The organism is Aureimonas ureilytica (genome assembly GCF_001475935.1).
Taxonomy (GTDB): domain Bacteria; phylum Pseudomonadota; class Alphaproteobacteria; order Rhizobiales; family Rhizobiaceae; genus Aureimonas; species Aureimonas ureilytica_A.
The window spans coordinates 1-24291 of sequence record NZ_LDQA01000041.1 but is presented as its reverse complement, the minus strand read 5'-3'; the positions used below and the strand labels follow the sequence as shown (position 1 = coordinate 24291).

The window sequence follows — 24291 nt, the reverse complement described above, 5'->3', positions numbered from 1 at the left end:
CATGGCGCAGCCGAAGGAGAAGCAGGACATGGGGCCGGTGTTTCAGACAAGCGGAACGAGCCGGTCGCGTGCCGGCCGGCCGACGCTCTACGAACGCGATTTCTTTCTTTGGACGCGCCAGCAAGCTCAGCTCCTGCGGGAGCGGGGCGCGGATGCCTCCGGTCTCGACGCAACAAGACTTGCCGCGGAAATCGAGGATTTGGGCTCGTCACAGCAAAGCGAGATCGAGAACCGGCTGTGCGTTCTCCTGGCTCATCTTCTGAAATGGCAGTTTCAGCCCTCGAAGCGCTCCAATAGCTGGCGGGCGACCATCGCCGAACAGCGGATGCGGATCGCGCGCCGTCTGCGCCAAAGTCCGAGTCTGCGATCCTATCCGGCCGAAGTGCTGGAGGAGGAATATGCTCTAGCCCGTTTGAACGCGGTCGCAGAGACGAACATGGCTTTGGAGACCTTTCCGCTTTCCTGTCCGTTCGGGATCGACGACATTCTCGATCCGGACTTTTTCCCTGGGGTCGATTGACCTTTCGCCGTCAAAAGTAGCGAGTTCATCTGCGTGATCGAGGCCAATAGCATCATCGAACGCGGCGCCTTTATCGGGGAGGCCGCCGACACCATCACGCTGGACGAGGCGCAGCGTCATCGCCGCCGCATGGCGATGGTCAGCGACCATGGCATCGCCTTCCTGCTCGACCTCGCCGAAGCGCGCCTTCTGCGCGAGGGCGACGCCATCACCCTGTCGGACGGGCGTTATGTCGTGGTGCGGGCGAAGCCCGAGGAGCTTTACGCGATCGAGGGGCGCGACGCCGTGCATCTCCTGACGCTTGCCTGGCAGCTCGGAAATCGGCATCTGCCCTGCCAGATCGAGGCCAAGCGCATCCTGGTGCGCCGCGATCATGTGATCCGCGACATGCTTCTGGAACTCGGCGCGCATATCCATGAGGTCGAAGCGGCCTTCGATCCGGTCGGCGGTGCCTATGCGACGCCGGGTGCGGCGCCCCATTCGCACGGGCATACACATGGCCATGACCATACCCACTCCCATGGCTGAGGGCGATGGGCGAGGCGGGTCGGGAGAGGGCTCGGAGGGGCTAGCCGCACTCGCGCGCCTCCTCACCTGGACTTCGCCGGCTTTCCCGATCGGCGCCTTCGCCTATTCGCATGGGCTGGAAGCCGCCATCGCGCACGGACAGGTCCGGGATGGCGACGCGCTTTTCATCTGGGTCGAGACGCTGCTTCTCCATGGCAGCGGCTGGAACGATCTCGTGTTTCTGGCTGGAGCGCACCGCTTGCGCGGGCCGAATGCGGGCACCGACTGGACCGATTTAACCGAACTCGCCCGCGCCTCCGCCGGCTCGGCCGAGCGCCGCCGCGAAACGCTCGACCTCGGCCGCGCCTTCGCGGAAGCCGCCGCGCCTTGGGGGGCGGAGCCGGAAGGGGAGGCAACTGCCTATCCCGTGGTGCTCGGCGCGCTGGCCGCGCGCGAGGGCGTCTCGCTGCGCCCGGCGCTTCTGGCCTTGGCCCATGCCTTCGCCGCCAATCTCGTCGGCGTCGCCGTCCGCCTCGTGCCGCTCGGCCAGCGCGAAGGCGTGCGCGTCATGCGGCGGCTGGAACCCGTGTTCGAGCTGGCCACGCAGAAGGCGGCTATTTCGACCTTGGACGATCTCGGCTCGGCCGCGATCCTCTCCGACATCGCGGCGCTGCGCCACGAAACCCTGCAACCGAGACTGTTCCTGACATGAGCGATCCAACCCCGACCCCGAGCCTCGCCCCCCGCCGCCGGAACGGCCCGCTTCGCGTCGGCATCGGCGGCCCGGTCGGCTCCGGCAAGACGACGCTCTGCGAAAAGATTTGCCTGGCTGCGCGCGACCAATGGTCGATTGCCGTCGTCACGAACGACATCTACACGACCGAGGATGCCGAGGCGCTGGTGCGCCGGCAGGCGCTGTCGGCCGATCGCATTCTCGGCGTCGAGACGGGCGGCTGCCCGCACACGGCGATCCGCGAGGACGCCTCGCTGAACCTTCGCGCCATCGCGACGCTGAACGCGCGCCACCCCGACCTCGACCTCATCCTCGTGGAATCGGGCGGCGACAATCTTGCCGCGACCTTCTCGCCCGATCTGGTCGATCTCTCGATCTACGTGATTTCCGTCTGCCAAGGCGACGATATCCCGCGCAAGGGCGGGCCGGCGATCACGCGCTCCGACCTTCTCGTCGTCAACAAGACCGATCTCGCCCCTCATGTCGGGGCCGATCTGGAGCGCATGAAGGCGGACGCTGCCAAGGGGCGTGGCGCGCTGCCTTTCGTCTTTGCCGACCTCTCGCGCCGCGAAGGCCTCGCCGCCATTCTGGACTTCCTCGCCCGCACCGGCGGCCTCCAGCCACTGCGTGAGGCTGCATGAGCCGGCTTTTCCTGAAAGACCCGCTCGCCGTTCTGGAGCCGGCCGCCGCCGGCGGCATCGTGGTGGAAGACGGGCGCGTCGCCGAACTCGTGCCCTCGGGCGGCGCGCCCGCCGCCCCGGTGGACGAGGTGTTCGACTGTTCGCGCCACGTCGTCCTGCCCGGCCTCGTCAACACGCATCATCATTTCTATCAGACGCTGACGCGCGCCCATCCGAGCGCGATCGACAAGGAGCTTTTCCCCTGGCTCCAGGCGCTCTACCCGATCTGGGCGCGGTTGGATGAAGACAGCTTTCGCCAGTCGGTCCGTCTCGCGCTGACCGAGCTTTTGCTGTCGGGCTGCACCACGGCGGCGGATCACCATTACCTCTTCCCGAAAGGGCTGGAGCGGGCGATCGATATCGAGGCCGAAGAGGCCCGCGCGCTGGGCATCCGCGTGACGCTGACGCGCGGCTCGATGAACCTCAGCCAGAAAGACGGCGGCCTGCCGCCCGATAGCGTGGTGCAGGACGAGGACAACATCCTCGCCGATTCCGAGCGCCTGTTGAATGGGCTGCATGATCGCTCGGACGGCGCCATGGTGCAGATCGCGCTCGCGCCCTGCTCGCCCTTTTCCGTCACCAAGAGCCTGATGCAGCAAAGCGCCGCGCTGGCCGAGCGCTTCGACTGCCGGCTTCACACGCATCTCGGCGAAACCGAAGACGAGAACCGCTTCTGCGAAGCCCGCTTCCAGTGCCGCCCGGTGGACTATCTGGAAGAGGTCGGCTGGATGGGGCCGCGCACTTGGCTGGCGCATGGCATCCATTTCACCTCGGAGGAATGCCGGCGGCTGGGTGCGCACAAGGTCGGCGTCTGCCATTGCCCGACCTCCAACGCCGCGCTCGCCTCGGGCTTTTGCCCCGTCTCCGAACTGGAAGCGGCGGGCAGTCCGGTCGGGCTCGGCGTCGACGGCTCGGCCTCCAATGACGGGTCCAATCTGATGGAAGGCGTGCGCCACGCCCTCATGCTCGGCCGGCTGCGCACCGGCTCGGCCTCGGCGGTCACGGCGCGCGACGCCTTGCGCTATGCGACATCGGGCTCGGCCGCCTGCCTCGGGCGTGCCGATATCGGCCGCATCGCGCCGGGGCTCCAAGCCGATCTCGCGCTCTTTACGCTGGACGAGCTGCGCTTTTCCGGCGCGCATGATCCGATCGCGGCGCTGGTCCTGTGTGGCGCGACGCGGGCGGACCGGGTCATGGTGGCGGGGCGCTGGCGCGTTCTCGACGGGCAGCCGGTCGGGATCGACATCGCGCGGCTCCGGGCCGAGCATGGCGCGGCGGCACGGCGCTTCGCCTGACGCGGCATTGGACAGAATGTCGCAGGTCGTCTAATCGCTGGATCATCCGCCGCAATCGGATGGTCTCGTCAGCTGCGAGCCTATCGGCTTGCGGCGGCCTGCCAACCACAAGCGAGGCGCGCGATGAGCGACGACGATTACATCTATGACGAGGCGACGGGCGAATGGCGTCCGGCCTCCGAAATGGCGACCACGGCCAGCGCCCGGACGCAAGTGCGGGACGCGGCCGGCAATGTCCTGGCCGATGGCGACAGCGTGTCGCTGATCAAGGATTTGAAGGTAAAGGGCGCGGGACAGACCCTGAAACAGGGGACGGTGATCCGCTCGATCCGCCTGACCGACAACCCGGAAGAGATCGACTGCCGCCACGAGAGCATCAAGGGCCTCGTCCTGCGCACGGAGTTCGTGCGCAAGCGCGGCTGATCGGGCAGCGGCGGCGCTTGCGAGAGCGCCGTCGCACTCTTGCAAAAGCGCGTGCAGCCTGAAAAGGGAAGCCCTTCCAGAGCCGGAAGGAACGCGCCTTTGACCCCGAACGAAGCGACCCCGAACGCCGCCGCAGCACGGCCGGCCGCCGTCATCTTCGACATGGACGGGCTTCTGTTCGACAGCGAAGTCCTCAGCCGCGACGCCTTTCTGGCGGCTTCGTCCGAGATCGGCCATGTTGCCACGCATGACGACTTCCTCGTCATGGTCGGCCGCCCCTGGACGATCAACCGGGTCTATCTTCAGGACGTCTTCGGGCAGGCGCAGGATATCGAGGCCTTCGGCTCGGTCTGGCGGCGGCATTACGTGGCCTTGAAAGCGGGCCTGGCGCTGAAGGCCGGCGTCGTGGAACTCCTCGACCATCTCGACGCGCTGAAGATTCCGCGCGCCATCTGCACGTCGTCCCCGCATGAGGACGTCACCTTCAATCTGGCGCTGCATGGTCTGGCATCGCGCTTCGACGCGGTGATCGCGAGCGGCGATTATGCCAAGGGCAAGCCAGCGCCCGATCCGTTCCTGCGCGCGGCCGAGGTTCTGGGTGTCGATCCCGCCGCGTGTCTGGCGCTGGAGGATTCGCACAATGGCGTCCGCGCGGCGGCGGCTGCCGGGATGCGCACAGTGATGATCCCCGACCTCCTGCCCGCGACCGACGAAATCCGCGCCCTCTGCCGGATGGTGGCAGTCGATCTGCACGAGGTCCGCGCGCACTTGGCGGCTTGAGAGGTGACGCGGCGGCTCGTGTGATCTCTGGAAAACAAAAGGCGGCGCGCGAGACCATCGCACGCCGCCTTTTTCATGCCCGTCGAGCGACCTATTGTTTCGGCAGCGCGTAGGCGATCACCGAATCGCCCCGCTTGGTGCCGAGCGAGCCGTGGCCGCCGGCGACCACGAGCAGATACTGCCGCCCGTCCGCGCCGCGATAGGTCATGGGCGTCGACTGGCCGCCGGCCGGCAGGCGCGAGCGCCAGAGTTCCTGGCCCGTCGTCACGTCATAGCCGCGCACGTAATAGTCCAGCGTACCCGACAGGAAGGCGACGCCGCCCGCTGTCATGATCGGCCCGCCGAGATTGGGCACGCCCATCTCGAAGGGGATCATCGGGAAGGGGGCGGCATCGCGCACCGTGCCGTTCTTGTGCATCCAGACCGTCTCGCCCGTGGTCAGATCGACGCCCGCGACATTGCCCCAGGGCGGGGCCTGACAGGGCAGGCCGAGCACGGAGGTGAAGGGGCGCAGGTTGATCGCATAGGGCGCGCCGAAATTCTCGTTCAGCGCCGGCAGCGCGCCTTCGGGCTTTTGCTGGTTCACCACCAGCGTTTCGTCCTTGGGGCGCGGAACGAGCGTGGACAGGAAGGCCAGATGCGCGGGCGTGCCGAACAGGACGGCGCGCTGCGGATCGACTGCCACCGAGCCCCAGTTGAAGACGCCGAAATTGCCCGGATAGATGATCGATCCCTGAAGCGAAGGCGGGGTGAAGCGGCCGTCATAGCGATAGGAATGGAAGGCGATGCGGCACAGGAGCTGATCGAACATGGTCGCGCCCCACATGTCCTTCTCGCGCAGCGCCTTCGGATCGAAGCTGGCCTGCGAGACCGGCTGCGTCGGCGCCGTATGGTCGGGCGCGACCGCGCCGCCCGGCGCGCGCTTCTCGGTCACGGGCAGAACCGGCTGGCCCGTGCGCCGGTCGAGCACGAAGAGTTCGCCCTGCTTGGTGGGTTGGACCAGCGCGGGGATTGTCTCGCCATTGATCGGCAGATCGATCAGGCTCGCCTGGGCCGGCACGTCATAATCCCAGAGATCGTGATGCACGGTCTGGAAGTGCCAGCGGGCCTGACCGGTGCGGATGTCGAGCGCGACCACGGCGGAGGAATAGCGCTCCACGTTTTCCGAGCGATTGGCGCCCCACTGGTCCGGCGGCTGGTTGCCGAGCGGCACATAGACGAGGCCGAGCTGCGGGTCGGCACTCATGATCGACCAGGAATTGGGCGAGTTCGGCGTATAGGTCTGCCCTTCCGGCAGGGGCGTCGTCTCGTTCGGATTGCCCGAATCCCAGTTCCAGACGAGTTGGCCGGTCGAAATGTCGAAGGCGCGGATGACGCCCGAGGCTTCCGCGGTGGACACATTGTCCAGCACCGTGCCACCGACCACCACGAGATTGTCCATCACGATGGGCGGCGAGGTGGAGTAATAGGAGCCCGGATTGACGTTGGGCATGTTGGTCCAGAGATCGATCTGACCGTCGCCGCCACCGAAATTCGAGCAGACATGGCCGGTTTCCGGATCGAGCGCGATCAGGCGCGCGTCGGCCGTCGGCATGAAGAGCTTGGCGTCGCAGACCGCCGTCTCGGCGCTGGCGGTGGCCACCGGCAGGCCGGGATCGGCCGCGCCGCCCTCCTGACGCGCGGGCGCGCCCTCTGTCGGCGCGCCGGACTGCCTGCGCTCTTGCGGCGCGGTGAGGCCGCCTTGGGCGGACAACTCGGAGGCTGTGCCAGCCGGCGCGTTCGGGTTCTCGGCCGTGGCTTGTGTGGGAGCGGGCTGCGCGGCGGCGGCGGGCGCCGCGCCCGGCGGCTGATAGGCGAGGCCCCGGCAGGTCAGGTGCTGGAGCGCGAGTTCGCCCTGAATGCGCGGATCGTAGCGCCAGACCTCTTCGCCGGTCGTCGCGTTCAGCGCGATGACGCTCTGGTGCGGCGTGCAGAGATAGAGCCGCTCGCCGATCTTGAGCGGCGTCACCTCGAACGTGGTTTCCTTGGGATCGCCCGGCTGCGGCTTGTCGCCCGTGTGGAATTGCCAGGCCTCTTCCAGATCGGAGACATTGGCGGGCGTGATATCGGCAAGCGGCGACCAGCGCTGCCCGCCTTGGGTGCGCCCATAGGCCTGCCATTCGCCGGCCGGAATGCCCTGCGCATCGCCCGCGACGCGCGTGCGCACGCCCGGCAACTCGCCTTCCGTCCGGTGCAGATCGACGAACCAGGAGGTGGCCGCGACCGCGACAGCCACGACGAGCGAACCCGACAGCATCGCGCCTGTGCCGCTGAGGGCCGAGGGTGCGGTGGGATGCCGGCCATCCAGCGCGTCCGCCACCGAGCGTCGGCCAAGCTCGCGTGTCACGACGGGTAGGAGCAGCAGCGCGCCCAGAATAAACACGACGTCGCCGCGCGCGGCGAGCGGCCACCAATCGAAGCCGACCTCATAGAGCGCCCAGATCAGCGTGCCGACCACGAGCGCGGCATAGACCGCGAGGGCCTCCGGCTTGCGCCGGTAGAGAAGAAGCGCGGTGACGAGGAAGAGAACGGAGGCGATGACGTAATAGGCCGACCCGCCATGCGTCAGCAGCCAGACGCCGCCCGCAAGCAGCGCCGCGCCGCAAAGGGCGAGGATGATGGCCATGGCCAGAATGAAGGGGGGAGGCGTGCGGCCGGGCATGGCGGTTCCTTCGCGGCGACGATGCGAGCCAAATGTCGCGCCGCGAGGGGCCTTCAAGGCGAAAACACAGGAGAGATGACGATAAGAGCTTTAATTGTTCGGCCCCTTACCTCGACGCGCTCGGCCGCCTTCAAACGACCGCGATGCGTGTGCCGCCAAACTCGCTGTGCTGGTGCTGAAGGCAAAGCTTGTTGACGATGGCAATCGTTGCCGCTGCGATGCCAATGCCGGCGATAATGTCGGCGAGGTAATGGCCGGCATGTGAAACGGCCGAAACCGTCATGAGAATGTTGAGCAGAAGGAAGGGATAGCGCAGCGGACGGATGGGCCACATGGCCCATGCGCAAAGAATCGCTACGGCGGCATGCACCGATGGAAACGTCAGGATGCCCATCATCCGCGCCATTGAGAAGACGAAGGCTGGGTCGTTACGAACCGCGTGAAACTGCTCCAGGAAGGCGAACCCGAAATGTGCATTGATGTGCGTGAGGGATTCCGCTGTGCTGCCGTAAGACGTGTAAGTTCCCAGGGCTGGATACCAGACGGAGATCAGGCTGGAGGCGAAGCACAAAACGCCATAGCTGGTCACCATCGCATAAGCCCGTGCCGGTTGCGAGAAAACGGCGAGCAGAATCGGCACGAGAACCAATTGCAAGGCGAAGCTTTGGTAGGCTTGTAAAAGCGCCTCCGCCAGAAGCCAGCGAGCATCGACGAAACGGATGAGGCCGTTCCAGTCGAAGCCGAGGGTCGCGTCCATGCGGGCCAGCGCCTCGTCCGCGAGGAGATGGTCGGCGCCCATCGCGATATAGGTCGAGATGCCGACCGGCACCGTCAGAAGAAGACCGCACATCACGCAATCCAGAGCGACGCGCAGCATCTCCATCCGCTGACGGATCGCGTAGAGGACGACACCGCAGGCAAGCGGAAGGCTGATCCCATAAAGCTTGGCCAGTTCCCCGAAATCGATCGCGAGATCCGCGAGCCATGCGAGCGGAAAGACGACCAGATGCGAGAGAGCCGTCAGTCCATAAAGCAATCGACGGGGACTTGTCGTAGCCATGCCAACACCGAATCGAACGCGCCAGGATTGTGGTTACGTTCGCATGCGGCTGTGAAGAAGGTCTCAACGCAAGAGATTGAAAAGATAAGGTATTGTCGGCTTTTGGGTGCAGGTTGGACCTGATGATCCGCGATCCTGATGATATGGATCGGGAGCCATAACACTCAAGACGGGTGCGAAATGCCGGATGTTGGAAAGGCGCGATGGCCATCGCATCCGGCCTCAGGTCTGATCGAAACCTGTCGCCTGTTCCGGTCAGTCCCGCCGGGTTCGAGAGCCCGTGATCTATTCTGCCTCGATGCGCACGGGCTCGGGCAGGAAGAATTCCACGAGATTGCTGCCCGTGCCGCCCCGGTCCACGACGAGGAAGTCGGACATGTCCTCCAGCGAGATCAGGGGGTGGTGCCAGGTGCCCTTGGCATAGGAGACGCCCTGCTTGCCGCTGGCGAGAAACGCCACCGGCTCGCCCGGCTGGCCGCCCTCGTCGGGCGCGACCACCACGAGATAGGGGCGGGCGTCGAGGGGCATGAAGGCCTGGCTGCCAAGCGGGTGGCGCTCCAGCATGGAGATGTCCAGCGGCAGCGCGAAGGGCTTACCCCGGAAGATCGAGATCAAGGCATGGCCGCCGCCCGAGGCCACGTCCACCGGCGCGATGTCGTGGAAGCGCGTCGTCGTGCCATTGTTGATGAGGCGGATTTCGGTCGCGTTGTCGGGCTCGATCACCTCGCCGAAGGGGCGGAAGCTGTCGGCGTCGAGCGGGCGGGGCGTCAGGCGCTTCAAGGATTTATTCTCCGAGGATCGCGGTGATGCGCAGGCGGGCGATCTTCTCGACCTCGCGGCAGGCGGTGGCCAATTCCGTGGCCGGGTCGTTCTCCACCCGCGCCTCGAAGGCCCGAAGGATCGCGTGTTTGTCGAGGCCGCGGACGGCGATGATGAAGGGGAAGCCGAAGCGCCCGACATAGCGCGCGTTGAGTTCGGTGAAGCGCGTCAGCTCGTCCGGCGTCAGCTGGTCGAGCCCGGCGGAGGCCTGTTCGGCCGAGGATTCGGCCGTGAGCCCGCCGGCGAGCGCGAGGCGGCCGGCGAGATCGGGATGGGCGCGCAGAACCGCGAGCCGCTCGGCCTCGCTGGCGCGGCGGAAGGCGACCGCGAAGGCGGCCGAGAGGCCCCGCGCCGTGTCATGCGCCTGCCCGATGCCGCGATCCAGCACCCGCTCGGCGAGGTAGGGCGAATGCTCGAAGACGCCGCCGAACATGCGCAGGAAGATGTCGCGCTCCAGCCGGCTCGGCTGGATCGAGGGCTTGTAGGGGAAGTGCTCGCGCCAATGGCGGGCGATGTCGGCGCGCGTGGCGACCCAGACATCGGGCTTCGAGCCGATATAGTCGAGGAAGCGGGCCAGCGCCTGCGCCCGGCCGGGGCGGCCGACGAGCCGGCAATGCAGGCCGATGTTCAGCATCTTGGCCTGCCCCTTCTCGCCTTCCTCGTAAAGGCAGTCGAAGGCGTCCTTCAGGTAGGTGTAGAACTGCTCGCCCGTGTTGAAGCCCTGGGGCGTGGCAAAGCGCATGTCGTTGGAATCGAGCGTATAGGGCAGGATGAGCAGCGGCTTGGTGCGCGTTTCCTGCCAATAGGGCAGATCGTCCGCATAGGCGTCGGAGGCGTAGAGGAAGTCGCGCTCGGCGGCGAGTTCCAGCGTGTGCTGCGAGGAGCGGCCCGTGTACCAGCCCAGCGGCTTCTCGCCGGTCACCGCCTCGTGAAGCTCAAGCGCCTCGTCCATGTCGGCGCGCTCGTCCTCGATCGTGTGGTCGCGATAGTCGATCCATTTCAGCCCGTGCGAGGCGATCTCCCAGCCCGTTTCCTGCATGGCGGCCACCTGTTCGGGGCTGCGCTCCAGAGCGCTCGCGACGCCATAGACCGTGACGGGAAGGCTGCGCTCGGTGAACATGCGCCAGAGCCGCCAGAAGCCGGCCCGCGCGCCATATTCGTAGATCGATTCCATGTTCATATGGCGCAGGCCCGGCCAGGGGGCCGCGCCGACGATCTCCGACAGAAAGGCTTCGGAGGCCTTATCGCCATGGATGATCGCGTTCTCTCCGCCTTCCTCGTAGTTCACCACGAACTGCACGCAGATCTTGGCCGGCCCCGTGCCGCCCGGGTTGGGCCAGCGTGGATCGGGCGCCCGGCGGCCATATCCGAGCATGTCGCGGGGATAGGAAGTCGTCATGGCGCTCAGTCTCCGGGAAGGTGGGGTCGCTCCTGCGATACGACGATCGCGCGCCAATTTCCATGCCGCCGTTCTCCCGCTTGTCACATTGGAGACGTTCGAAGGCTGGACGAGCATGGACGAACCGGTGCAGACTGCATGACCGGATGGTCTAAACCGAAGGTTCCTCGATTCATGGCAGCCAATGATGCGCCGGCCGGCCGGCTGACGACGCATGTCCTCGATACGGCGCGTGGTGTACCCGCGAGCGGGCTCGAACTCGTTCTCCACCGGTTGGACGGCGATCGGCGCGAACTCGTGGTAGAAACCCGCACCAATGCGGACGGGCGTTGCGACAAGCCGCTTCTGGAGGGCGATGCCTGCCGATTCGGCGTCTACGAGCTGACCTTTTTCTGCGGCCCGTATTTCGACCGCTCCGGGCTTCAGCTGACGGAGCCGAAATTCTTGGACGACGTGGTGATCCGCTTCGGCGTGGCGGAGGCCAAGCACTATCATGTGCCGCTTTTGATCTCGCCCTTCGGCTATTCCACCTATCGCGGGAGCTGAACCAGATGGGCGAGGCGATCCGCTTTCTCCTGAACGGCGAAGAGCGCATGGTGGAAGGTCTCCCGCCGACCACCACCGTTCTCGAATATCTGCGCGGGGCCCGCGAGCGGCTGACCGGCACCAAGGAAGGCTGCGCGGAGGGGGATTGCGGCGCCTGCACCGTGCTTCTCGAAGAGCCAGATGGCGCAGGGGGGCTCCAGCGCCGCGCCGTCAACGCCTGCATCCTCTTCCTGCCGGCGCTGCATGGGCGCTCCGTCGTGACCGTCGAGCATCTCGGCCGGGACGGGCTGCATCCGATTCAGGAGGCGATGGTCGAGCGCCACGCCAGCCAATGCGGCTTCTGCACGCCCGGCTTCGTGATGCAGCTTTATTCCGGCTGGCGCACGGGCGCGCTCAGCGACCGGCAGTCGGTCAAGGACGTCATCTCGGGCAATCTCTGCCGCTGCACCGGCTATGGGCCGATCGTGGAGGCCGGTCTCGACCTCGCGCGCCGGCCCTTGCCGGACACGTCCGCCGAGGACGCCGCGACGGCCGAAGCTCTGCGCGCGGCGCGCGGCGAGGGCGTCTTCCGCTACGAGGCGGACGGGCGGCTCTGGCTCTCCCCCGGCCATGTGGACGATCTCGCCGACACCTACGCCGCGCACCCGGAGGCGACGCTGGTGGCCGGTGCGACGGATGTCGGGCTCTGGGTCACGAAGCAGCATCGCGATTTCCCCGTCATGATCGACGTCTCGCGCGTGGAGGATTTGCGTCATGTCGAGGAGGGGCCGCATTCGCTCTTCTTCGGAGCGGGTGTGACGCATCGCGAAGCGCGGGCGCGGCTTGCCGACATCCACCCCGATCTCGACGAGGTCATGCGCCGCTTCGCCGGCTATCAGATTCGCAACACAGGGACAGTCGGCGGCAATATCGCCAATGGCTCGCCGATCGGCGACCTGCCGCCCATGCTGATCGCGCTCGGCGCCAACCTCTTCCTGCGCCGGGGCGAGGCGATGCGAAACCTGCCGCTGGAGGATTTCTTCATCCAGTACGGCCGTCAGGACCGCGCACCGGGCGAGTTTGTCGTGGCCGTGGAGGTGCCGCTTCTGGAAGTGAACGAGCGCTTTGCGGCCTACAAGATTTCCAAACGCCTGGACTCGGACATTTCGGCCGTGCTCGCGGCCTTCAAGCTGACGCTGGACGGTGGCGTGGTGATGAGCGCGCGCCTTGCCTTCGGCGGCATGGCGGGCACACCCAAGCGCGCGGCGGCGGCGGAAGCGGCGCTGATCGGCCGGCCCTTCGATGCGGACAGCGTGGCGCGGGCGGCCAAGGCTTTGCGAGAGGATTTCCAGCCGCTGGACGATCTGCGCGCCAGCGCGGACTATCGCCTGCAAGCCGCCGCCGGATGCCTGGAGCGCTTTCGGCTGCAACTGAACGGCGTTCCCTCGCGGATCGAGGAGGTGGCCTGATGGACGAGACCCGCGTTCAGGACCGGGGCGAGGCCGGCACGGTCGGCATCGAGGCGCTGGACGAAGCGCCTGCTCTGCCGCAAACCCGGCTGAAGGGCGGCGTCGGCCAGTCGATCCGCCATGACAGCGGAGCCAAGCACGTCTCGGGCGAGGCGCGCTATCTGGACGACGATCCCGAGCTTCCCGGCACGTTGCAGGTCTATCTCGCCATGAGCCCCAAGGCCCATGCGCGCATCCGCGCGATGGACCTTGCGCCCGTGCGCGCGGGCGAGGGCGTCGTCTGCGTGCTCTCGGCCGAGGATGTGCCGGGCATCAACGATTATTCGCCCGTCTTCGGGGACGATCCGATCTTCGCGGACGGCATCGTGCAGTTCGTCGGCCAGCCGCTTTTTGCCGTTGCCGCGCCCAGCCTGAAACAAGCCCGCGCCGCCGCAAAGCTGGCCGTGGTGGACTACGAAGACCTGCCCGCCGCCGTGACGATGGACGAAGGCGTCGCCTTTGCCGATGCGGCCGGCGAGGACCTTCTGACCCCGCACGAGATGCGGCTCGGCGACGCGGCCTCGGCGCTCGCGGGAGCGCCGCATATCGTGGAAGGCCGGGTCGAGACGGGCGGGCAGGATCACTTCTATCTCGAAGGCCAGATCGCCTATGCCTGGCCCCAGGAGGATGGCGACGTCGTCGTACGCTCCTCCACACAGCATCCGTCCGAAGTGCAGCACAATGTGGCGAAAGCCATCGGCCGCGCCGACCATGCGGTGACGATCGAGGTCCGGCGCATGGGCGGCGGCTTCGGCGGCAAGGAATCGCAGCCCGCGCTCTTTGCGTCCGTCGCGGCGCTCGTCGCGCTGAAGACCGGCCGCCCCGCCAAATGCCGGCTCGACCGCGACGATGACATGGAGATGACCGGCAAGCGGCACGAGTGCCGCACGGACTACCGCGTCGGCCATGACGGCGAGGGGCGGCTGGTCGGCGCGGAGTTCCACCAGTTCATCCGCTGCGGCTATTCCAAGGACCTGTCGGGCGCGATCGCCGACCGCGCCATGTTCCATGCCGACAATGCCTATGATCTCAAGGCGGCTCATATCCATTCGCGCCGCCTGAAGACGCACACCGTCTCCAACACCGCCTTTCGCGGCTTCGGCGGGCCGCAGGGCATGGTCGCGATCGAGCGGGCGATGGATCGGATCGGCTTCGACCTCGGCCTCGATCCGCTGGATGTCCGAAAGCGTAATTTCTACGCGGCGATGGGCGCGGGCGAGCCGGGCCTGACGCCTTATCATCAAAAGGTGGAGGATAGCGTCATCGCGGAGATGGTGGAGGAACTCGAAGCCTCCTCCGACTATCGCGCCCGGCGCGAGGCCGTGCGGGCGTTCAATGCCCGAAGCCCGATCCTCAAGAAAGGTCTGGCGCTGACGCCGGTGAAGTTCGGCATTTCCTTCACGACCTCGCATCTCAACCAGGCCGGCGCGCTGGTGCATGTCTACAAGGACGGTTCGGTTCATCTGAACCATGGCGGCACGGAGATGGGGCAGGGCCTCTTCACCAAGGTCGCGCAGGTCGTGGCCGAGGAGTTCCAGATCGATGTGGAACGGGTGAAGATCACCGCGACCACGACGGCCAAGGTGCCCAACACCTCGGCGACGGCGGCGTCTTCGGGCTCGGATCTCAACGGCATGGCCGCGCAGGCCGCCGCGCGCACGATCAAGGAGCGTCTGATCGCCTTTGCCGCCGAGCGCTACCGCGTCGCGCCCGATGCCATCGAGTTCCTGCCGAACCGGGTGCGGATCGGCGCGGTGGAAAAGCGCTTCTCCGATCTCGTCGGCGAAGCCTATCTCGGGCGCGTCTCGCTGTCCTCCACCGGCTTCTACGCCACACCCGGCATCAGCTACGACCGCGAAACGGCGAGCGGCAAGCCGTTCTATTACTACGCCTATGGCGCGGCCTGCGCGGAGGTCGTGATCGACACGCTGACGGGCGAGAACCGCCTGCTGCGCGCCGACATTCTCCACGATGTCGGCCAGTCGCTGAACCCCGCGCTCGATCTCGGCCAGATCGAAGGCGGCTTCATTCAAGGCATGGGCTGGCTGACGACGGAGGAGCTTGTCTGGGACAAGGCCGGACGGCTGCGCACCCATGCACCGTCCACCTATAAGATCCCGACCGCCAACGACCGGCCGGACGATCTGCGCGTGAAGCTCTGGGACAAGGGCCGCAACCCGGCCGCCACGATCTTCCGCTCCAAGGCGGTGGGCGAGCCGCCCTTCATGCTGGCGCTCTCGGTCTTTTCGGCGCTGACGGATGCGGTGATCGCGGCGGGCGAAGGGCGGCGCTTCCCCGCGCTCGACGCCCCGGCGACGCCCGAGCGCATTCTTTCGGCCGTGCGCGCGGTGCGCGCCGCATGAGCGCGCTGCCCGCCCTTCGCACGGCCATGGCCGAGGGGCGGCCGGCGGTCTTCGTGCGGGTCGAGGAAGCGCGCGGCTCCACCCCGCGCGAGGTCGGCGCCTTCATGCTGGTGACCGCCGAGACCTGCGAGGGCACGGTCGGCGGCGGCGCGCTGGAGATGGAAGGCATTGTGGAGGCGCGGCGCTTGTTGGCTTCGGGCGAGAGCGAAAGCCGCCTCGCGATCCCGCTCGGCCCCGCCATCGGACAGTGCTGCGGCGGCCATGTGACGCTCGGGTTTCGCCGTCTCGACGCCGCGCTTCTGTCGGACATGGAAGCCTTGGAAGCGCGCGAGCGTGAGGCCTATCCTCATATCTATGTGTTCGGGGCCGGCCATACAGGGCAGGCGCTGGCGCGCGCGCTTCTGCCGCTGCCGCTTCAGGTCGTGGTGATCGACACACGCGCCGACCGGCTGGCGACGCTGCCAGACGGCGTCGAGCGCCGCTTGCGCGCCGTGCCCGAGGCTGAGGTGCCGGGCGCGCCCGCAGGCTCGGCTTTCGTCGTCTTGACGCACGATCATGCGCTGGACTTCCTGATCGCGGCCGAAGCGCTGCGCCGGGCGGACGCCGCCTATGTCGGAATGATCGGCTCGCGGACCAAGCGTGAGACCTTCCGCCGCCGCCTGGACGAGGCGCGGGAGGGGGCTCTGGCCGAGCGTCTCGTCCTGCCGATCGGCGGTGGTCGGGTGCGCGACAAACGCCCGGCCGTGATCGCCGCTTTGGCGGCTGCCGAAATCTTGACCGCCCTCGCATCCTCCTGTGAGGAAAACCACTGCTCAGGCTTTGCGCTTGTGCAAAACGAGTGCAATAACATCTCGGTTGAACCGTAGCGGACCTTTGCCCATGGCGCCTCGTCTTGAGCTTCAGTCGATTTCGAAGCGTTTTCCAGGCGTCGTGGCCAACGATGACATTTCCTTTTCCGTCGCGCCCGGCGCCATCCATGCCCTGCTCGGGGAAAACGGGGCCGGCAAGTCCACGCTTGTGAAGATCATCTATGGCGTGCAGCAGGCCGACGAGGGCACGATGCTCTTCGACGGGCAGGCCGTGCGGGTTCAGTCGCCCCGCGAGGCGCGTCGGCTCGGCATCGGCATGGTGTTCCAGCATTTCTGCCTGTTCGAGGCGATGACGGTGCTGGAGAATATCGCGCTCGGCATGGACGATCCGCCGCCCCGGCGCGAGCTGGAGGCGCGCGTGCGCGAGGTCATGAGCGCGTACGGGTTGGGGCTCGACCCGCATCGTGAAGTCCACACGCTTTCGGTCGGCGAGCGCCAGCGCATCGAGATCGTGCGCGCGCTTCTGGGCAAGCCGAAGCTTCTGATCATGGACGAGCCGACATCCGTTCTGACGCCGCAGGAGGTGGACGCGCTGTTCGGCGTTCTCCGACAGTTGCAGGGCGAAGGCTGCTCGATCCTCTACATCTCCCACAAGCTGGACGAGATCCGCACCCTCTGCTCGACGGCGACGATTCTGCGCGGCGGTCGGGTGGTGGGCACTTGCGATCCGCGCCAGGAAACCGCGCGCTCCATGGCCGAACTGATGATCGGCGGCTCGCTCAAGGCTCTGTCGGAAAAGCCGGCTTCCAGCCTCGGCCGGGAGCGTTTTTCCGTCTCCGGTCTCTCCGCCCCCGGCCTGCCGCCCTTCGGCACCAGCCTCAAGAACGTCTCCTTCTCCGTGCGCTCGGGCGAGATTCTGGGCATCGCGGGCGTTGCCGGCAACGGGCAGAATGAGCTTCTGGAAGTGCTCTCGGGCGAGCGTACGGCGGGCGTTTCGGGCCATGTGCGCATCGACGGACAGGATTTGGCACGCCTCGGCGTCTCCGCGCGCCGCCGCGCGGGGCTCGCGACCGTGCCGGAAGAGCGCAACGGCCATGCCGCCGTGCCGGATATGACGCTTTATGAAAACGCCATTCTCTCGGCCCGCGCGCGCAAGGGGCTGGCCTCGGGCGGCTTGCTGCGCATGGGCGCGGCCAAGAGCTTTGCGGAAAGCGTCATCAAGGGTTTCGGCGTCAAGGCGACGGGGCCGCGCGCCGCCGCGCGCTCGCTGTCCGGCGGCAATTTGCAGAAATTCATCATGGGTCGCGAGATCGGGCAGGAGCCGACGGTTCTCGTCGTCTCGCAGCCGACCTGGGGCGTCGATGCGGGTGCGGCCGGCTTCATCCGGCAGGCCATGCTGGATTTGGCCGCGAAGGGCACGGCCATCGTCGTCGTCAGCCAGGATCTGGACGAGCTTCTGGAACTCTGCGACCGGCTCGCCGTCATCAACGAAGGGCGTCTGTCGCCGGCCATGGACGTGAAGGGCATTTCGATCGAGCGCGTCGGCCTTCTGATGGGCGGCATCCATGGCGAGACTCATGCGGAGGTGGCGGCCTGATGGCTCTTCACTTCGTTCCCCGGCGCGAGCCGAGCCGCGCCATGCTGTTTGCGACGCCGGTTCTGGCTGTCGTGCTGACGCTGCTCGTCGGCGCCGTGGTCTTCACCCTGCTCGGCTATGACGGGCTCGGCGCGGTGCGCGAGATTTTCGTCACGCCCCTCTTCGATCCCTATCGCTGGCAAGACCTTCTCGTGAAGGCCGCGCCGCTCGCCATGATCGCCGTCGGCTTGTCGGTCGGCTTCCGCGCCAATGTCTGGAACATCGGCGCGGAGGGGCAATATGTCATGGGCGGCCTTGCCGGCACGGGCGTCGCGCTCATGACGCTCGACATGACTGGGCCGTGGATTCTGCCGCTCATGGTCGTCGCGGGCATCATCGGCGGCATGGTCTGGGCCGCTATTCCCGCCTTCCTGCGCACGGCGCTGGGCGTCTCGGAAATCCTGTCCAGCCTGATGCTGAACTATGTCGCCATCCAGATTCTCTATTATCTGATGCGCGGCCCCTGGAAGGACCCGATGGGGTTCAACTTCCCGCAGACGGCCATGTTCTCGCCCGACCAGACGCTGCCCTTCGTCGTGCCGGGCACGCTGATCCATCTCGGCATTCCGGTGGCGCTCGCGCTGGCGCTCGCGCTCTGGTTCGCGGTGTCGCGCACGGTCGCGGGCTTTCAGGTGCGCGTCGTCGGCCTCAGCCCGCAGGCCGCCCGCTATGGCGGCTTTCGCGAAACGCGCGTCGTCTGGATGACCATGGCGCTCGGCGGCGCGCTGGCCGGTCTCGCGGGTATCTTCGAGGCCGCCGGCCCGTTCGGTCAGATGGTCCCGGCCTTTCCGGTCGGCTACGGCTTCACCGCCATCATCGTCGCCTTTCTCGGTCGCCTCCATCCGCTCGGCATCGTGCTTGCCGCGCTCGTTCTGGCGCTGACCTATGTCGGGGGCGAAAGCGCGCAGACGGCCATCGGCCTGCCGGCCGCCGCGATCGGCGTGTTCCAGGCCATGATGCTCTTCTTCCTTCTGGCGGTGGACATTCTCGTGCGCTACCGCCTGACCACATCCGGCGGCGGCAGCGGTGCGCCGGTCGGCCTGCCGGCCCAAAGCGGACCTGCCATCGCGCCGGTTGCCGAGACCAAGACCGGAAGCGGAGTGCCGGCATGAACGAGGCACTGATCGTCGCCATCATCGTCGCGGTCGTCACATCGGCCACGCCCATCCTGATCGCCGCGCTCGGCGAGCTGGTGGTGGAGAAGTCGGGCGTTCTCAATCTCGGCGTCGAAGGCATGATGCTGATCGGGGCCGTCACCGGCTTCATCGTCTCGGTGTCGACAGGCGTTCCGGCGCTCGGCGCGCTGGGCGGCATGGCGGCGGCCGCCGCCGCCTCGCTGATCTTCGCCTATCTGACGCTGACACTCACCGCCAATCAGGTGGCGACGGGTCTGGCGCTGACGATCTTCGGCACCGGCGTTTCGGCGCTGGCGGGCGCATCGTTTGTGGGCATCACCACGCCCGTCTTCGGCTCGGTCTTTCCCGCGAGCTTGAGCGACGATCCGATCTGGCGCGTCCTGTTCGGCTATTCGCCCATCGTCTACGCCTCCTTCGCGCTGACCTTCGCCGTCTGGTGGTTTCTCAAGCACAGCAGAGCCGGCCTCGTCCTGCGGGCGGTCGGCGAAAGCGATTCCTCGGCCCATTCGATCGGCTATCCCGTGTTGAAGGTGCGCTATCTCGCGGTGCTCTTCGGCGGGGCCATGGCGGGGCTGGCGGGGGCTTACTATTCGCTGGTGCTGACGCCCATGTGGGCCGAGCGACTAACGGCCGGGCGCGGCTGGATCGCCATCGCGCTCGTGGTCTTCGCCTCCTGGCGGCCGGGGCGGCTCCTGCTCGGGGCCTATCTCTTCGGCGCGGTCATCACGCTGGAGCTTCAAGCCAAGGCGGCGGGTTGGTCGCTGCTGGCACCCGAGTTCCTGACCAGCCTTCCTTATCTGGCGACGATCCTCGTCCTCGCTGTTATCTCGGGGCGGTCGCGCACGCGCAGCGCGGCGCCGGCCTGCCTTGGCAAACCCTTCCGGGCTTCGGCCTGATATCCGATCATCTCAAGGAGTTCTCGATGATCCTTCTCAACCGCCGTCAGGTTCTTCTGGGAGGCGCCGCTCTCGCCGCCACGCTCGCGATCGGCGCTCCGGCCTTCGCGCAGGTGAAGGATCGCCCGGTGAAGGCCGCCTTCGTCTATGTCGGCCCGGTCGGCGATTTCGGCTATTCCTTCGCCCATGACCAGGGTCGCAAATATCTGGCCGAGAAGCTGGGTGACAAGGTGCAGACGACCTTCGTCGAGAACGTGGCCGAAGGGCCGGACGCCGAGCGCGTCATCCGCAAGCTCGCGCAGGACGGCAACGACATCATCTTCTCGACTTCCTTCGGCTTCATGAATCCGACGCTGAAGGTCGCCAAGCAGTTCCCGAAGGTGAAGTTCGAGCACGCGACGGGCTACCAGACCGCGCCGAACATGGCGGCCTACAATTCCAAATTCTACCAGGGCCGCGCCGTGCTCGGCACAATCGCCGGCATGATGTCGAAGACCGGCAAGGCCGGCTATGTCGCCTCCTTCCCGATCCCGGAAGTCGTGATGGGCATCAACGCCTTCACGCTGGCGGCGCGCAAGGTGAACCCGAATTTCGAGACGCAGGTCGTCTGGGTGAACTCCTGGTACGACCCGGCCAAGGAAGCGCAGGCTGCCGGCGCGCTGCTCGATCAGGGCGCCGACGTCATCACCCAGCACACCGACTCGCCCGGCCCCTTGCAGGAAGCCGAGAAGCGCGGCGCCATCGCCTTCGGTCAGGCTTGGGACATGACCAAGTTCGCCCCGAACGCGCACATGACCGCGATCGTCGACAATTGGGGCCCCTATTATGTCAGCCGCGTCAACGCGGTGGCCGATGGCACCTGGAAGACGCAGGACGTCTGGCTCGGCATGAAGGAAGGCGAGGTCGAGATGGCCCCCTTCAACCCCAAGATGCCTGATAACGTGAAGGCCGCCGCGCAGAAGATCGTGGACGAGACCAAGGCCGGCACCTACGAGGTCTTCACCGGCCCGATCAAGGACCAGTCGGGCGCCGACAAGATCCCGGCGGGTCAGGTCATCCCGGATGCGGACTTGCTCAAGATGGACTGGTACGTCCAAGGCGTGCGTAACTAAGACGGCTCGCGCTGGCGGTCATCCAGCGCGGTTCGCTGCGCTTCCGATGCTCGCGGACACAAAGTCCGCTCCGCTTCGGGTCTCGCGACTCCACGCTGGCTGACTCGCCATCACGACCCTCCGGTTGGCACCCTATAACGGGAGGCCGGCCGAGCGAGCGACGAATTCCGAAAGGGCGTTACGCGCCCTTTCCCAAACGCCTGGCTCCTCCCACCGTCTCCTGAACGGCGAGGGGCCCGCAAAGGCACATCGGATTCATTTTGAGGCGTTCCGCGACAAGGGGGCGGCGTCTCGGGGGTCATCCCATGTGGACTTATCTTTCCGAATGGCTGCAATTTGGCGTGCGTTGGGTGCACGTCGTCACCGCGATCGCCTGGATCGGATCGTCCTTCTATTTCATCGCGCTCGATCTGGGCCTTCGAAAACCGCATGGCGCGCCCATGGTGGGTGTTGGCGGCGAGGCTTGGCAGGTCCATGGCGGCGGCTTCTACCATATCCAGAAATACATGGTCGCCCCGCCGCACATGCCGGAGGACCTGACCTGGTTCAAATGGGAGAGCTACGCGACCTGGCTGTCGGGCGCGGCGCTGCTCTTCCTCGTCTATTATCTCGGCGCCGATCTTTATCTGATCGATCCCGCCAAGGCCGATCTTCCGGCCTGGGCCGCCGTTCTGATCGGCGTGGCGGGGCTGGCGCTCGGCTGGGTCGTCTATGACCGGATCTGCAAGTCGCCGCTCGGCAAGAACGACTCGGTGCTGCTCGGCATCGTGTTCGTCTATGTCGTCGCGGCAAGTTTTGTCTTCAGCCAGCTCTTCTCGGGGCGCGGGGCCATGCTGCACACGGGGGCCATGATCGCGACGATCATGACCGCCAATGTCGCCATGCTCATCATCCCCAACCAGAAGATCGTGGTGGCGGACCTCAAGGCCGGGCGCTCGCCCGACCCGCGCCTGGGCGCGGCCGCCAAGCAGCGCTCCCTCCACAACAACTACCTGACCCTGCCGGTCATCTTCCTGATGCTGTCCAACCATTATCCGCTCGCCTTCGCGACGGAATGGAACTGGGCCATCGCGGGGCTCGTGCTGCTGATCGGCGCGGTCGTGCGCCACTTCTTCAACACCAAACACAAGACCGGGCAGCATCTCTGGTGGTGCTGGGCTGTGGCGGGCGTGCTCTTCGTTCTCGTCATGGCCCTGTCGGGCGCGCCGGGTTGGCGCGCCTCATCCACGGGCGAGGCCTCGTCCACGTCCAATGCCAGCCTCGACTTCCCGGCCGATCCGCAACTCGCACTCGCGCGCTCGCCTCTGTTTCAGGAGGCCGAGGGCATCGTCCAGTCGCGCTGCTCCATGTGCCATGCGCGCAAGCCGCTCTGGCCGGGCATGGGCCACGCACCCAAGGGCGTGCTCTTGGAAAACGGCCGCGACATCGTTCTGAACGCCGCACTGATCGAGCGTCAGGCCGTGCGCTCCCACGCCATGCCCCCCGGCAATATCACCGGCATGGAGCCCTCCGAGCGCCTGACGCTGGCCCGCTGGCTGGAAACCGGCAGCGGCCTTTACCGCCCCTAAGAACTGGGTGCCGCACCTAGCACTACAGTTGCGTTTTGACTTGAGATGAGCGTACTGCGCCGCAGCTTGGTGTGCTCGTCGCCAGCGCGACCACGCGATGATGCGGGCCGGCTGGATGCGTCGCCGCGCCAAGCGGCAAGCGATGCGGCGGATTTCCTGGACCAACCAGCCGCTCAGCGGTGGGCTATGGCCTTGATGGTGAGCCCCCTTTTTCTCGGATCGATACCGTTGGCTTTGTGGCGGATGGCCGCCAGCATCGCGAAGGCCAGCATGACCAGCGAGACGTGGCGGTGCCAGCCATGCCAGGAGCGCGTCTCGTTGTGGTCGAGACCGAGTTCTGTCTTGGCCGTCTCGAAGCCGTCCTCAATGGCCCAGCGATGGCCTTCGACCCGGACCAGCGTCTTGATCGGCGTGCCGGCGGGGCAACATGTGGAGAAGAACGCCAGTTCCCCATCAGTAAGGTGGCGTCGGATCAGAAGTCCGCGCGTCCATAGACCGGACAGGCCCTCGTCGTCCTCGGCCGCCTCGAGGTCGGCCAGTTCCAGATAGGCCCAGTCGTGAAGGCGCTCACCCTTCGTGCCATTGCCTGCCGACAGGCGCTGCCAAGCCGTCGGATCGAGGTCGTCGGCGATCTGGGCGGCCGTACCCGCGACAGGTGGTTTACCGATCCACGAGTTGAACGGGCTATTGGCGTTGACGCCGAGCACGTAGCCCTTTCTGGCGCGGCGGAGCGCCATCTCAATATCGCCCACACCATAGACGCTGTCGGCGGCAACCCAGGCGAACGGCATCTCGGCTTCGAGGGCGCGGTGAATCATCGCCAGAGCCAGAGCCGGCTTGGTGGCAAAGCCGATACCATCGGGCACGTGCGCCGCCTTCAAGCGCTCGCGATTGCCGGTCCAAGCCTTCGGCAGATACAGCGCCCGATCGATGAAGGCATGGCCATGCCGCGAGGCGTAGGCGGCAAAGACGCCGATCTGGCAGTTGATGATCTTGCCCGCCGAGCCCGTGTACTGACGCCCGACACCGCAGGAGGATCGGCCCTGCTTCAGGAAGCCGTTCGCCGGGCGAATGATTCACCGGATCATTCGCTGGTCCGGCTCACCGTCGACCACCAGAACCGCATCGTCGTCGGCCAGATGCTCGACGACATAGTCCCGTACGATGTCGCGCAGGGCATCCGCGTCCCAGCGGCCCCGACCCAGGATCGCCTGCTGGCGCCATGGACCGCGGTCGCCCGCCGCCTCCGCTCGCATCCAGCCGGTCTTGCGCCGCTCCTCGCCCAGCAACCCGTCCAGAAACAACCCCGCCGATGCCGCGACGCGATCCTGCGTGAACAAAGACCGCATCCGGCCCTTCACGTCGCGCAGCGACGACGCCCAGAACTCAAATGTCTCCTCGATCGATGCCACCATCGCCATGACCTCTTCGTCATGGCTCCACATGGATTCAGACTCGCGTCAAAAACGCAACTGTAATGCTAGGGGCAACTGTGTTTGCTCACGCGAGCGCGATTGGTGTTTTGGATCGCAGCATGGCGTTGAGGATGACGAGGAACTGGCGGGCGACGGCGATCAGGATCGTCTTGGGCGCCTTGCCCATGAGGCGCAGGCGTTCTTTAAGGACGGGCACGTTTCGTGAAGCGCTAAGGGCCACGATGTAGAGAGCCTCACGCACCTTTCGTCGCCCGCCCCAGATGCGCCTTGCCCCTCGCCAAGTGCCGCTCTCCCTTGCATGTGGCGCCAGGCCGGCAAGAGAGGCGACGTGGCGTCGGCAGAGCGTGCCGAGTTCGGGGAGCTCGCCTAGTGTCAGGACTCGTTG

21 protein-coding genes and 1 pseudogene are annotated in these 24291 nt (G+C 66.6%); 16 read left to right on the top strand and 6 right to left on the bottom strand.

Annotated elements, in window-relative coordinates; genetic code table 11:
* Position 1 precedes the first annotated feature (1 nt).
* The 7 genes from NS365_RS16195 to NS365_RS16165 all read left to right on the top strand — a co-directional run bounded on the left by NS365_RS16195 (position 2) and on the right by NS365_RS16165 (position 4938).
* Entirely contained in the window at positions 2-520 is a 519-nt protein-coding gene (locus NS365_RS16195; RefSeq protein WP_244498470.1) for a DUF29 domain-containing protein, read from the top strand.
* A gap of 33 nt (positions 521-553) precedes the next feature.
* The gene (locus tag NS365_RS16190) at positions 554-1048 is read left to right on the top strand and encodes an urease accessory protein UreE (RefSeq protein WP_058601337.1); all 495 of its coding nucleotides are present in this window, start codon (positions 554-556) and stop codon (positions 1046-1048) included.
* Positions 1023-1739 carry an urease accessory protein UreF gene (locus NS365_RS16185; protein ID WP_244496420.1) on the top strand — a complete coding sequence of 239 codons (717 nt, stop codon included), beginning with the start codon at positions 1023-1025 and terminating at the stop codon, positions 1737-1739. Before NS365_RS16190 ends, NS365_RS16185 begins: the two co-directional genes overlap by 26 nt.
* Complete coding sequence (gene ureG, locus NS365_RS16180) at positions 1736-2401, top strand: urease accessory protein UreG (RefSeq protein WP_058601335.1); 666 nt, start codon at positions 1736-1738, stop codon at positions 2399-2401. Before NS365_RS16185 ends, ureG begins: the two co-directional genes overlap by 4 nt.
* On the top strand, positions 2398-3735 hold the full coding sequence (locus NS365_RS16175; protein WP_058601334.1) for an 8-oxoguanine deaminase: 1338 nt from the start codon (positions 2398-2400) through the stop codon (positions 3733-3735). The genes ureG and NS365_RS16175 overlap by 4 nt, the downstream gene beginning before the upstream one ends.
* Positions 3736-3858: 123 nt before the next feature.
* Positions 3859-4158, top strand: a complete 300-nt coding sequence (locus NS365_RS16170) for an alkylphosphonate utilization protein (protein WP_058601333.1) — start codon at positions 3859-3861, stop codon at positions 4156-4158.
* Between the two features lie 99 nt (positions 4159-4257).
* On the top strand, positions 4258-4938 hold the full coding sequence (locus NS365_RS16165) for an HAD family hydrolase (RefSeq protein ID WP_244498469.1): 681 nt from the start codon (positions 4258-4260) through the stop codon (positions 4936-4938).
* A gap of 91 nt (positions 4939-5029) precedes the next feature.
* On the opposite strand, the gene NS365_RS16160 is transcribed toward NS365_RS16165, so the two are convergent.
* The 4 genes from NS365_RS16160 to puuE all read right to left on the bottom strand — a co-directional run bounded on the left by NS365_RS16160 (position 5030) and on the right by puuE (position 10917).
* Complete coding sequence (locus NS365_RS16160; RefSeq protein ID WP_082684655.1) at positions 5030-7639, bottom strand: membrane-bound PQQ-dependent dehydrogenase, glucose/quinate/shikimate family; 2610 nt, start codon at positions 7637-7639, stop codon at positions 5030-5032.
* Positions 7640-7769: 130 nt separating this feature from the next.
* Complete coding sequence (locus NS365_RS16155) at positions 7770-8699, bottom strand: phosphatase PAP2 family protein (protein WP_082684654.1); 930 nt, start codon at positions 8697-8699, stop codon at positions 7770-7772.
* A 285-nt stretch (positions 8700-8984) separates the two neighbouring features.
* Positions 8985-9479 carry an ureidoglycolate lyase gene (locus tag NS365_RS16150; RefSeq protein WP_058601331.1) on the bottom strand — a complete coding sequence of 165 codons (495 nt, stop codon included), beginning with the start codon at positions 9477-9479 and terminating at the stop codon, positions 8985-8987.
* Positions 9480-9483: 4 nt separating this feature from the next.
* Complete coding sequence (puuE, locus tag NS365_RS16145) at positions 9484-10917, bottom strand: allantoinase PuuE (RefSeq protein WP_058601330.1); 1434 nt, start codon at positions 10915-10917, stop codon at positions 9484-9486.
* 174 nt (positions 10918-11091) lie between these two features.
* Here puuE and uraH point away from each other — a divergent pair, with 174 nt between their 5' ends.
* The 9 genes from uraH (at position 11092) to NS365_RS16100 (ending at position 22470) form a co-directional block, all read left to right on the top strand.
* Positions 11092-11463, top strand: coding sequence for a hydroxyisourate hydrolase (gene uraH, locus NS365_RS16140; protein WP_058601329.1), 372 nt, complete (start codon positions 11092-11094; stop codon positions 11461-11463).
* Positions 11464-11468: 5 nt separating this feature from the next.
* Positions 11469-12911, top strand: coding sequence for a xanthine dehydrogenase small subunit (xdhA, locus tag NS365_RS16135; RefSeq protein WP_058601328.1), 1443 nt, complete (start codon positions 11469-11471; stop codon positions 12909-12911).
* Positions 12911-15313, top strand: a complete 2403-nt coding sequence (gene xdhB, locus NS365_RS16130) for a xanthine dehydrogenase molybdopterin binding subunit (RefSeq protein ID WP_153003812.1) — start codon at positions 12911-12913, stop codon at positions 15311-15313. Before xdhA ends, xdhB begins: the two co-directional genes overlap by 1 nt.
* Positions 15310-16179: a xanthine dehydrogenase accessory protein XdhC gene (gene xdhC, locus NS365_RS16125; protein WP_058601327.1), complete on the top strand. Its 870-nt coding sequence runs from the start codon at positions 15310-15312 to the stop codon at positions 16177-16179. The genes xdhB and xdhC overlap by 4 nt, the downstream gene beginning before the upstream one ends.
* A gap of 13 nt (positions 16180-16192) precedes the next feature.
* Complete coding sequence (locus tag NS365_RS16120; protein WP_058601326.1) at positions 16193-17719, top strand: ABC transporter ATP-binding protein; 1527 nt, start codon at positions 16193-16195, stop codon at positions 17717-17719.
* A complete protein-coding gene (locus NS365_RS16115) occupies positions 17719-18870 on the top strand; it encodes an ABC transporter permease (protein ID WP_058601325.1) in 1152 nt (383 codons plus the stop codon). Before NS365_RS16120 ends, NS365_RS16115 begins: the two co-directional genes overlap by 1 nt.
* Positions 18867-19790 (top strand): ABC transporter permease, encoded by a 924-nt coding sequence (locus NS365_RS16110; RefSeq protein ID WP_058601324.1) that lies wholly within the window; start codon positions 18867-18869, stop codon positions 19788-19790. The genes NS365_RS16115 and NS365_RS16110 overlap by 4 nt, the downstream gene beginning before the upstream one ends.
* A 26-nt stretch (positions 19791-19816) precedes the next feature.
* Entirely contained in the window at positions 19817-20902 is a 1086-nt protein-coding gene (locus NS365_RS16105; protein WP_058601323.1) for a BMP family ABC transporter substrate-binding protein, read from the top strand.
* A 305-nt stretch (positions 20903-21207) separates the two neighbouring features.
* On the top strand, positions 21208-22470 hold the full coding sequence (locus tag NS365_RS16100; protein ID WP_058601322.1) for a urate hydroxylase PuuD: 1263 nt from the start codon (positions 21208-21210) through the stop codon (positions 22468-22470).
* Between the two features lie 22 nt (positions 22471-22492).
* Here the strand turns inward: NS365_RS16100 and NS365_RS16095 are convergent.
* Positions 22493-23905, bottom strand: a pseudogene (locus NS365_RS16095) (IS701 family transposase).
* Between the two features lie 65 nt (positions 23906-23970).
* The coding region (locus NS365_RS23685; protein WP_153003811.1) for a transposase at positions 23971-24291 on the bottom strand (321 nt) is incomplete at its 5' end.

What these genes read in the sequence shown, in the direction of transcription:
- NS365_RS16120 (WP_058601326.1), top strand. Translation starts at nt 16,193, where the DNA reads ATGGCGCCTCGTCTTGAGCTTCAGTCGATTTCGAAGCGTTTTCCAGGC.
- NS365_RS16110 (WP_058601324.1), top strand. Translation starts at nt 18,867, where the DNA reads ATGAACGAGGCACTGATCGTCGCCATCATCGTCGCGGTCGTCACATCG.
- puuE (WP_058601330.1), bottom strand. Translation starts at nt 10,917, where the DNA reads ATGACGACTTCCTATCCCCGCGACATGCTCGGATATGGCCGCCGGGCG.
- NS365_RS16185 (WP_244496420.1), top strand. Translation starts at nt 1,023, where the DNA reads ATGACCATACCCACTCCCATGGCTGAGGGCGATGGGCGAGGCGGGTCG.
- NS365_RS16100 (WP_058601322.1), top strand. Translation starts at nt 21,208, where the DNA reads ATGTGGACTTATCTTTCCGAATGGCTGCAATTTGGCGTGCGTTGGGTG.
- uraH (WP_058601329.1), top strand. Translation starts at nt 11,092, where the DNA reads ATGGCAGCCAATGATGCGCCGGCCGGCCGGCTGACGACGCATGTCCTC.
- NS365_RS16175 (WP_058601334.1), top strand. Translation starts at nt 2,398, where the DNA reads ATGAGCCGGCTTTTCCTGAAAGACCCGCTCGCCGTTCTGGAGCCGGCC.
- ureG (WP_058601335.1), top strand. Translation starts at nt 1,736, where the DNA reads ATGAGCGATCCAACCCCGACCCCGAGCCTCGCCCCCCGCCGCCGGAAC.
- NS365_RS16105 (WP_058601323.1), top strand. Translation starts at nt 19,817, where the DNA reads ATGATCCTTCTCAACCGCCGTCAGGTTCTTCTGGGAGGCGCCGCTCTC.
- xdhB (WP_153003812.1), top strand. Translation starts at nt 12,911, where the DNA reads ATGGACGAGACCCGCGTTCAGGACCGGGGCGAGGCCGGCACGGTCGGC.
- xdhC (WP_058601327.1), top strand. Translation starts at nt 15,310, where the DNA reads ATGAGCGCGCTGCCCGCCCTTCGCACGGCCATGGCCGAGGGGCGGCCG.
- xdhA (WP_058601328.1), top strand. Translation starts at nt 11,469, where the DNA reads ATGGGCGAGGCGATCCGCTTTCTCCTGAACGGCGAAGAGCGCATGGTG.
- NS365_RS16160 (WP_082684655.1), bottom strand. Translation starts at nt 7,639, where the DNA reads ATGCCCGGCCGCACGCCTCCCCCCTTCATTCTGGCCATGGCCATCATC.
- NS365_RS16115 (WP_058601325.1), top strand. Translation starts at nt 17,719, where the DNA reads ATGGCTCTTCACTTCGTTCCCCGGCGCGAGCCGAGCCGCGCCATGCTG.
- NS365_RS16195 (WP_244498470.1), top strand. Translation starts at nt 2, where the DNA reads ATGGCGCAGCCGAAGGAGAAGCAGGACATGGGGCCGGTGTTTCAGACA.
- NS365_RS16170 (WP_058601333.1), top strand. Translation starts at nt 3,859, where the DNA reads ATGAGCGACGACGATTACATCTATGACGAGGCGACGGGCGAATGGCGT.
- NS365_RS16155 (WP_082684654.1), bottom strand. Translation starts at nt 8,699, where the DNA reads ATGGCTACGACAAGTCCCCGTCGATTGCTTTATGGACTGACGGCTCTC.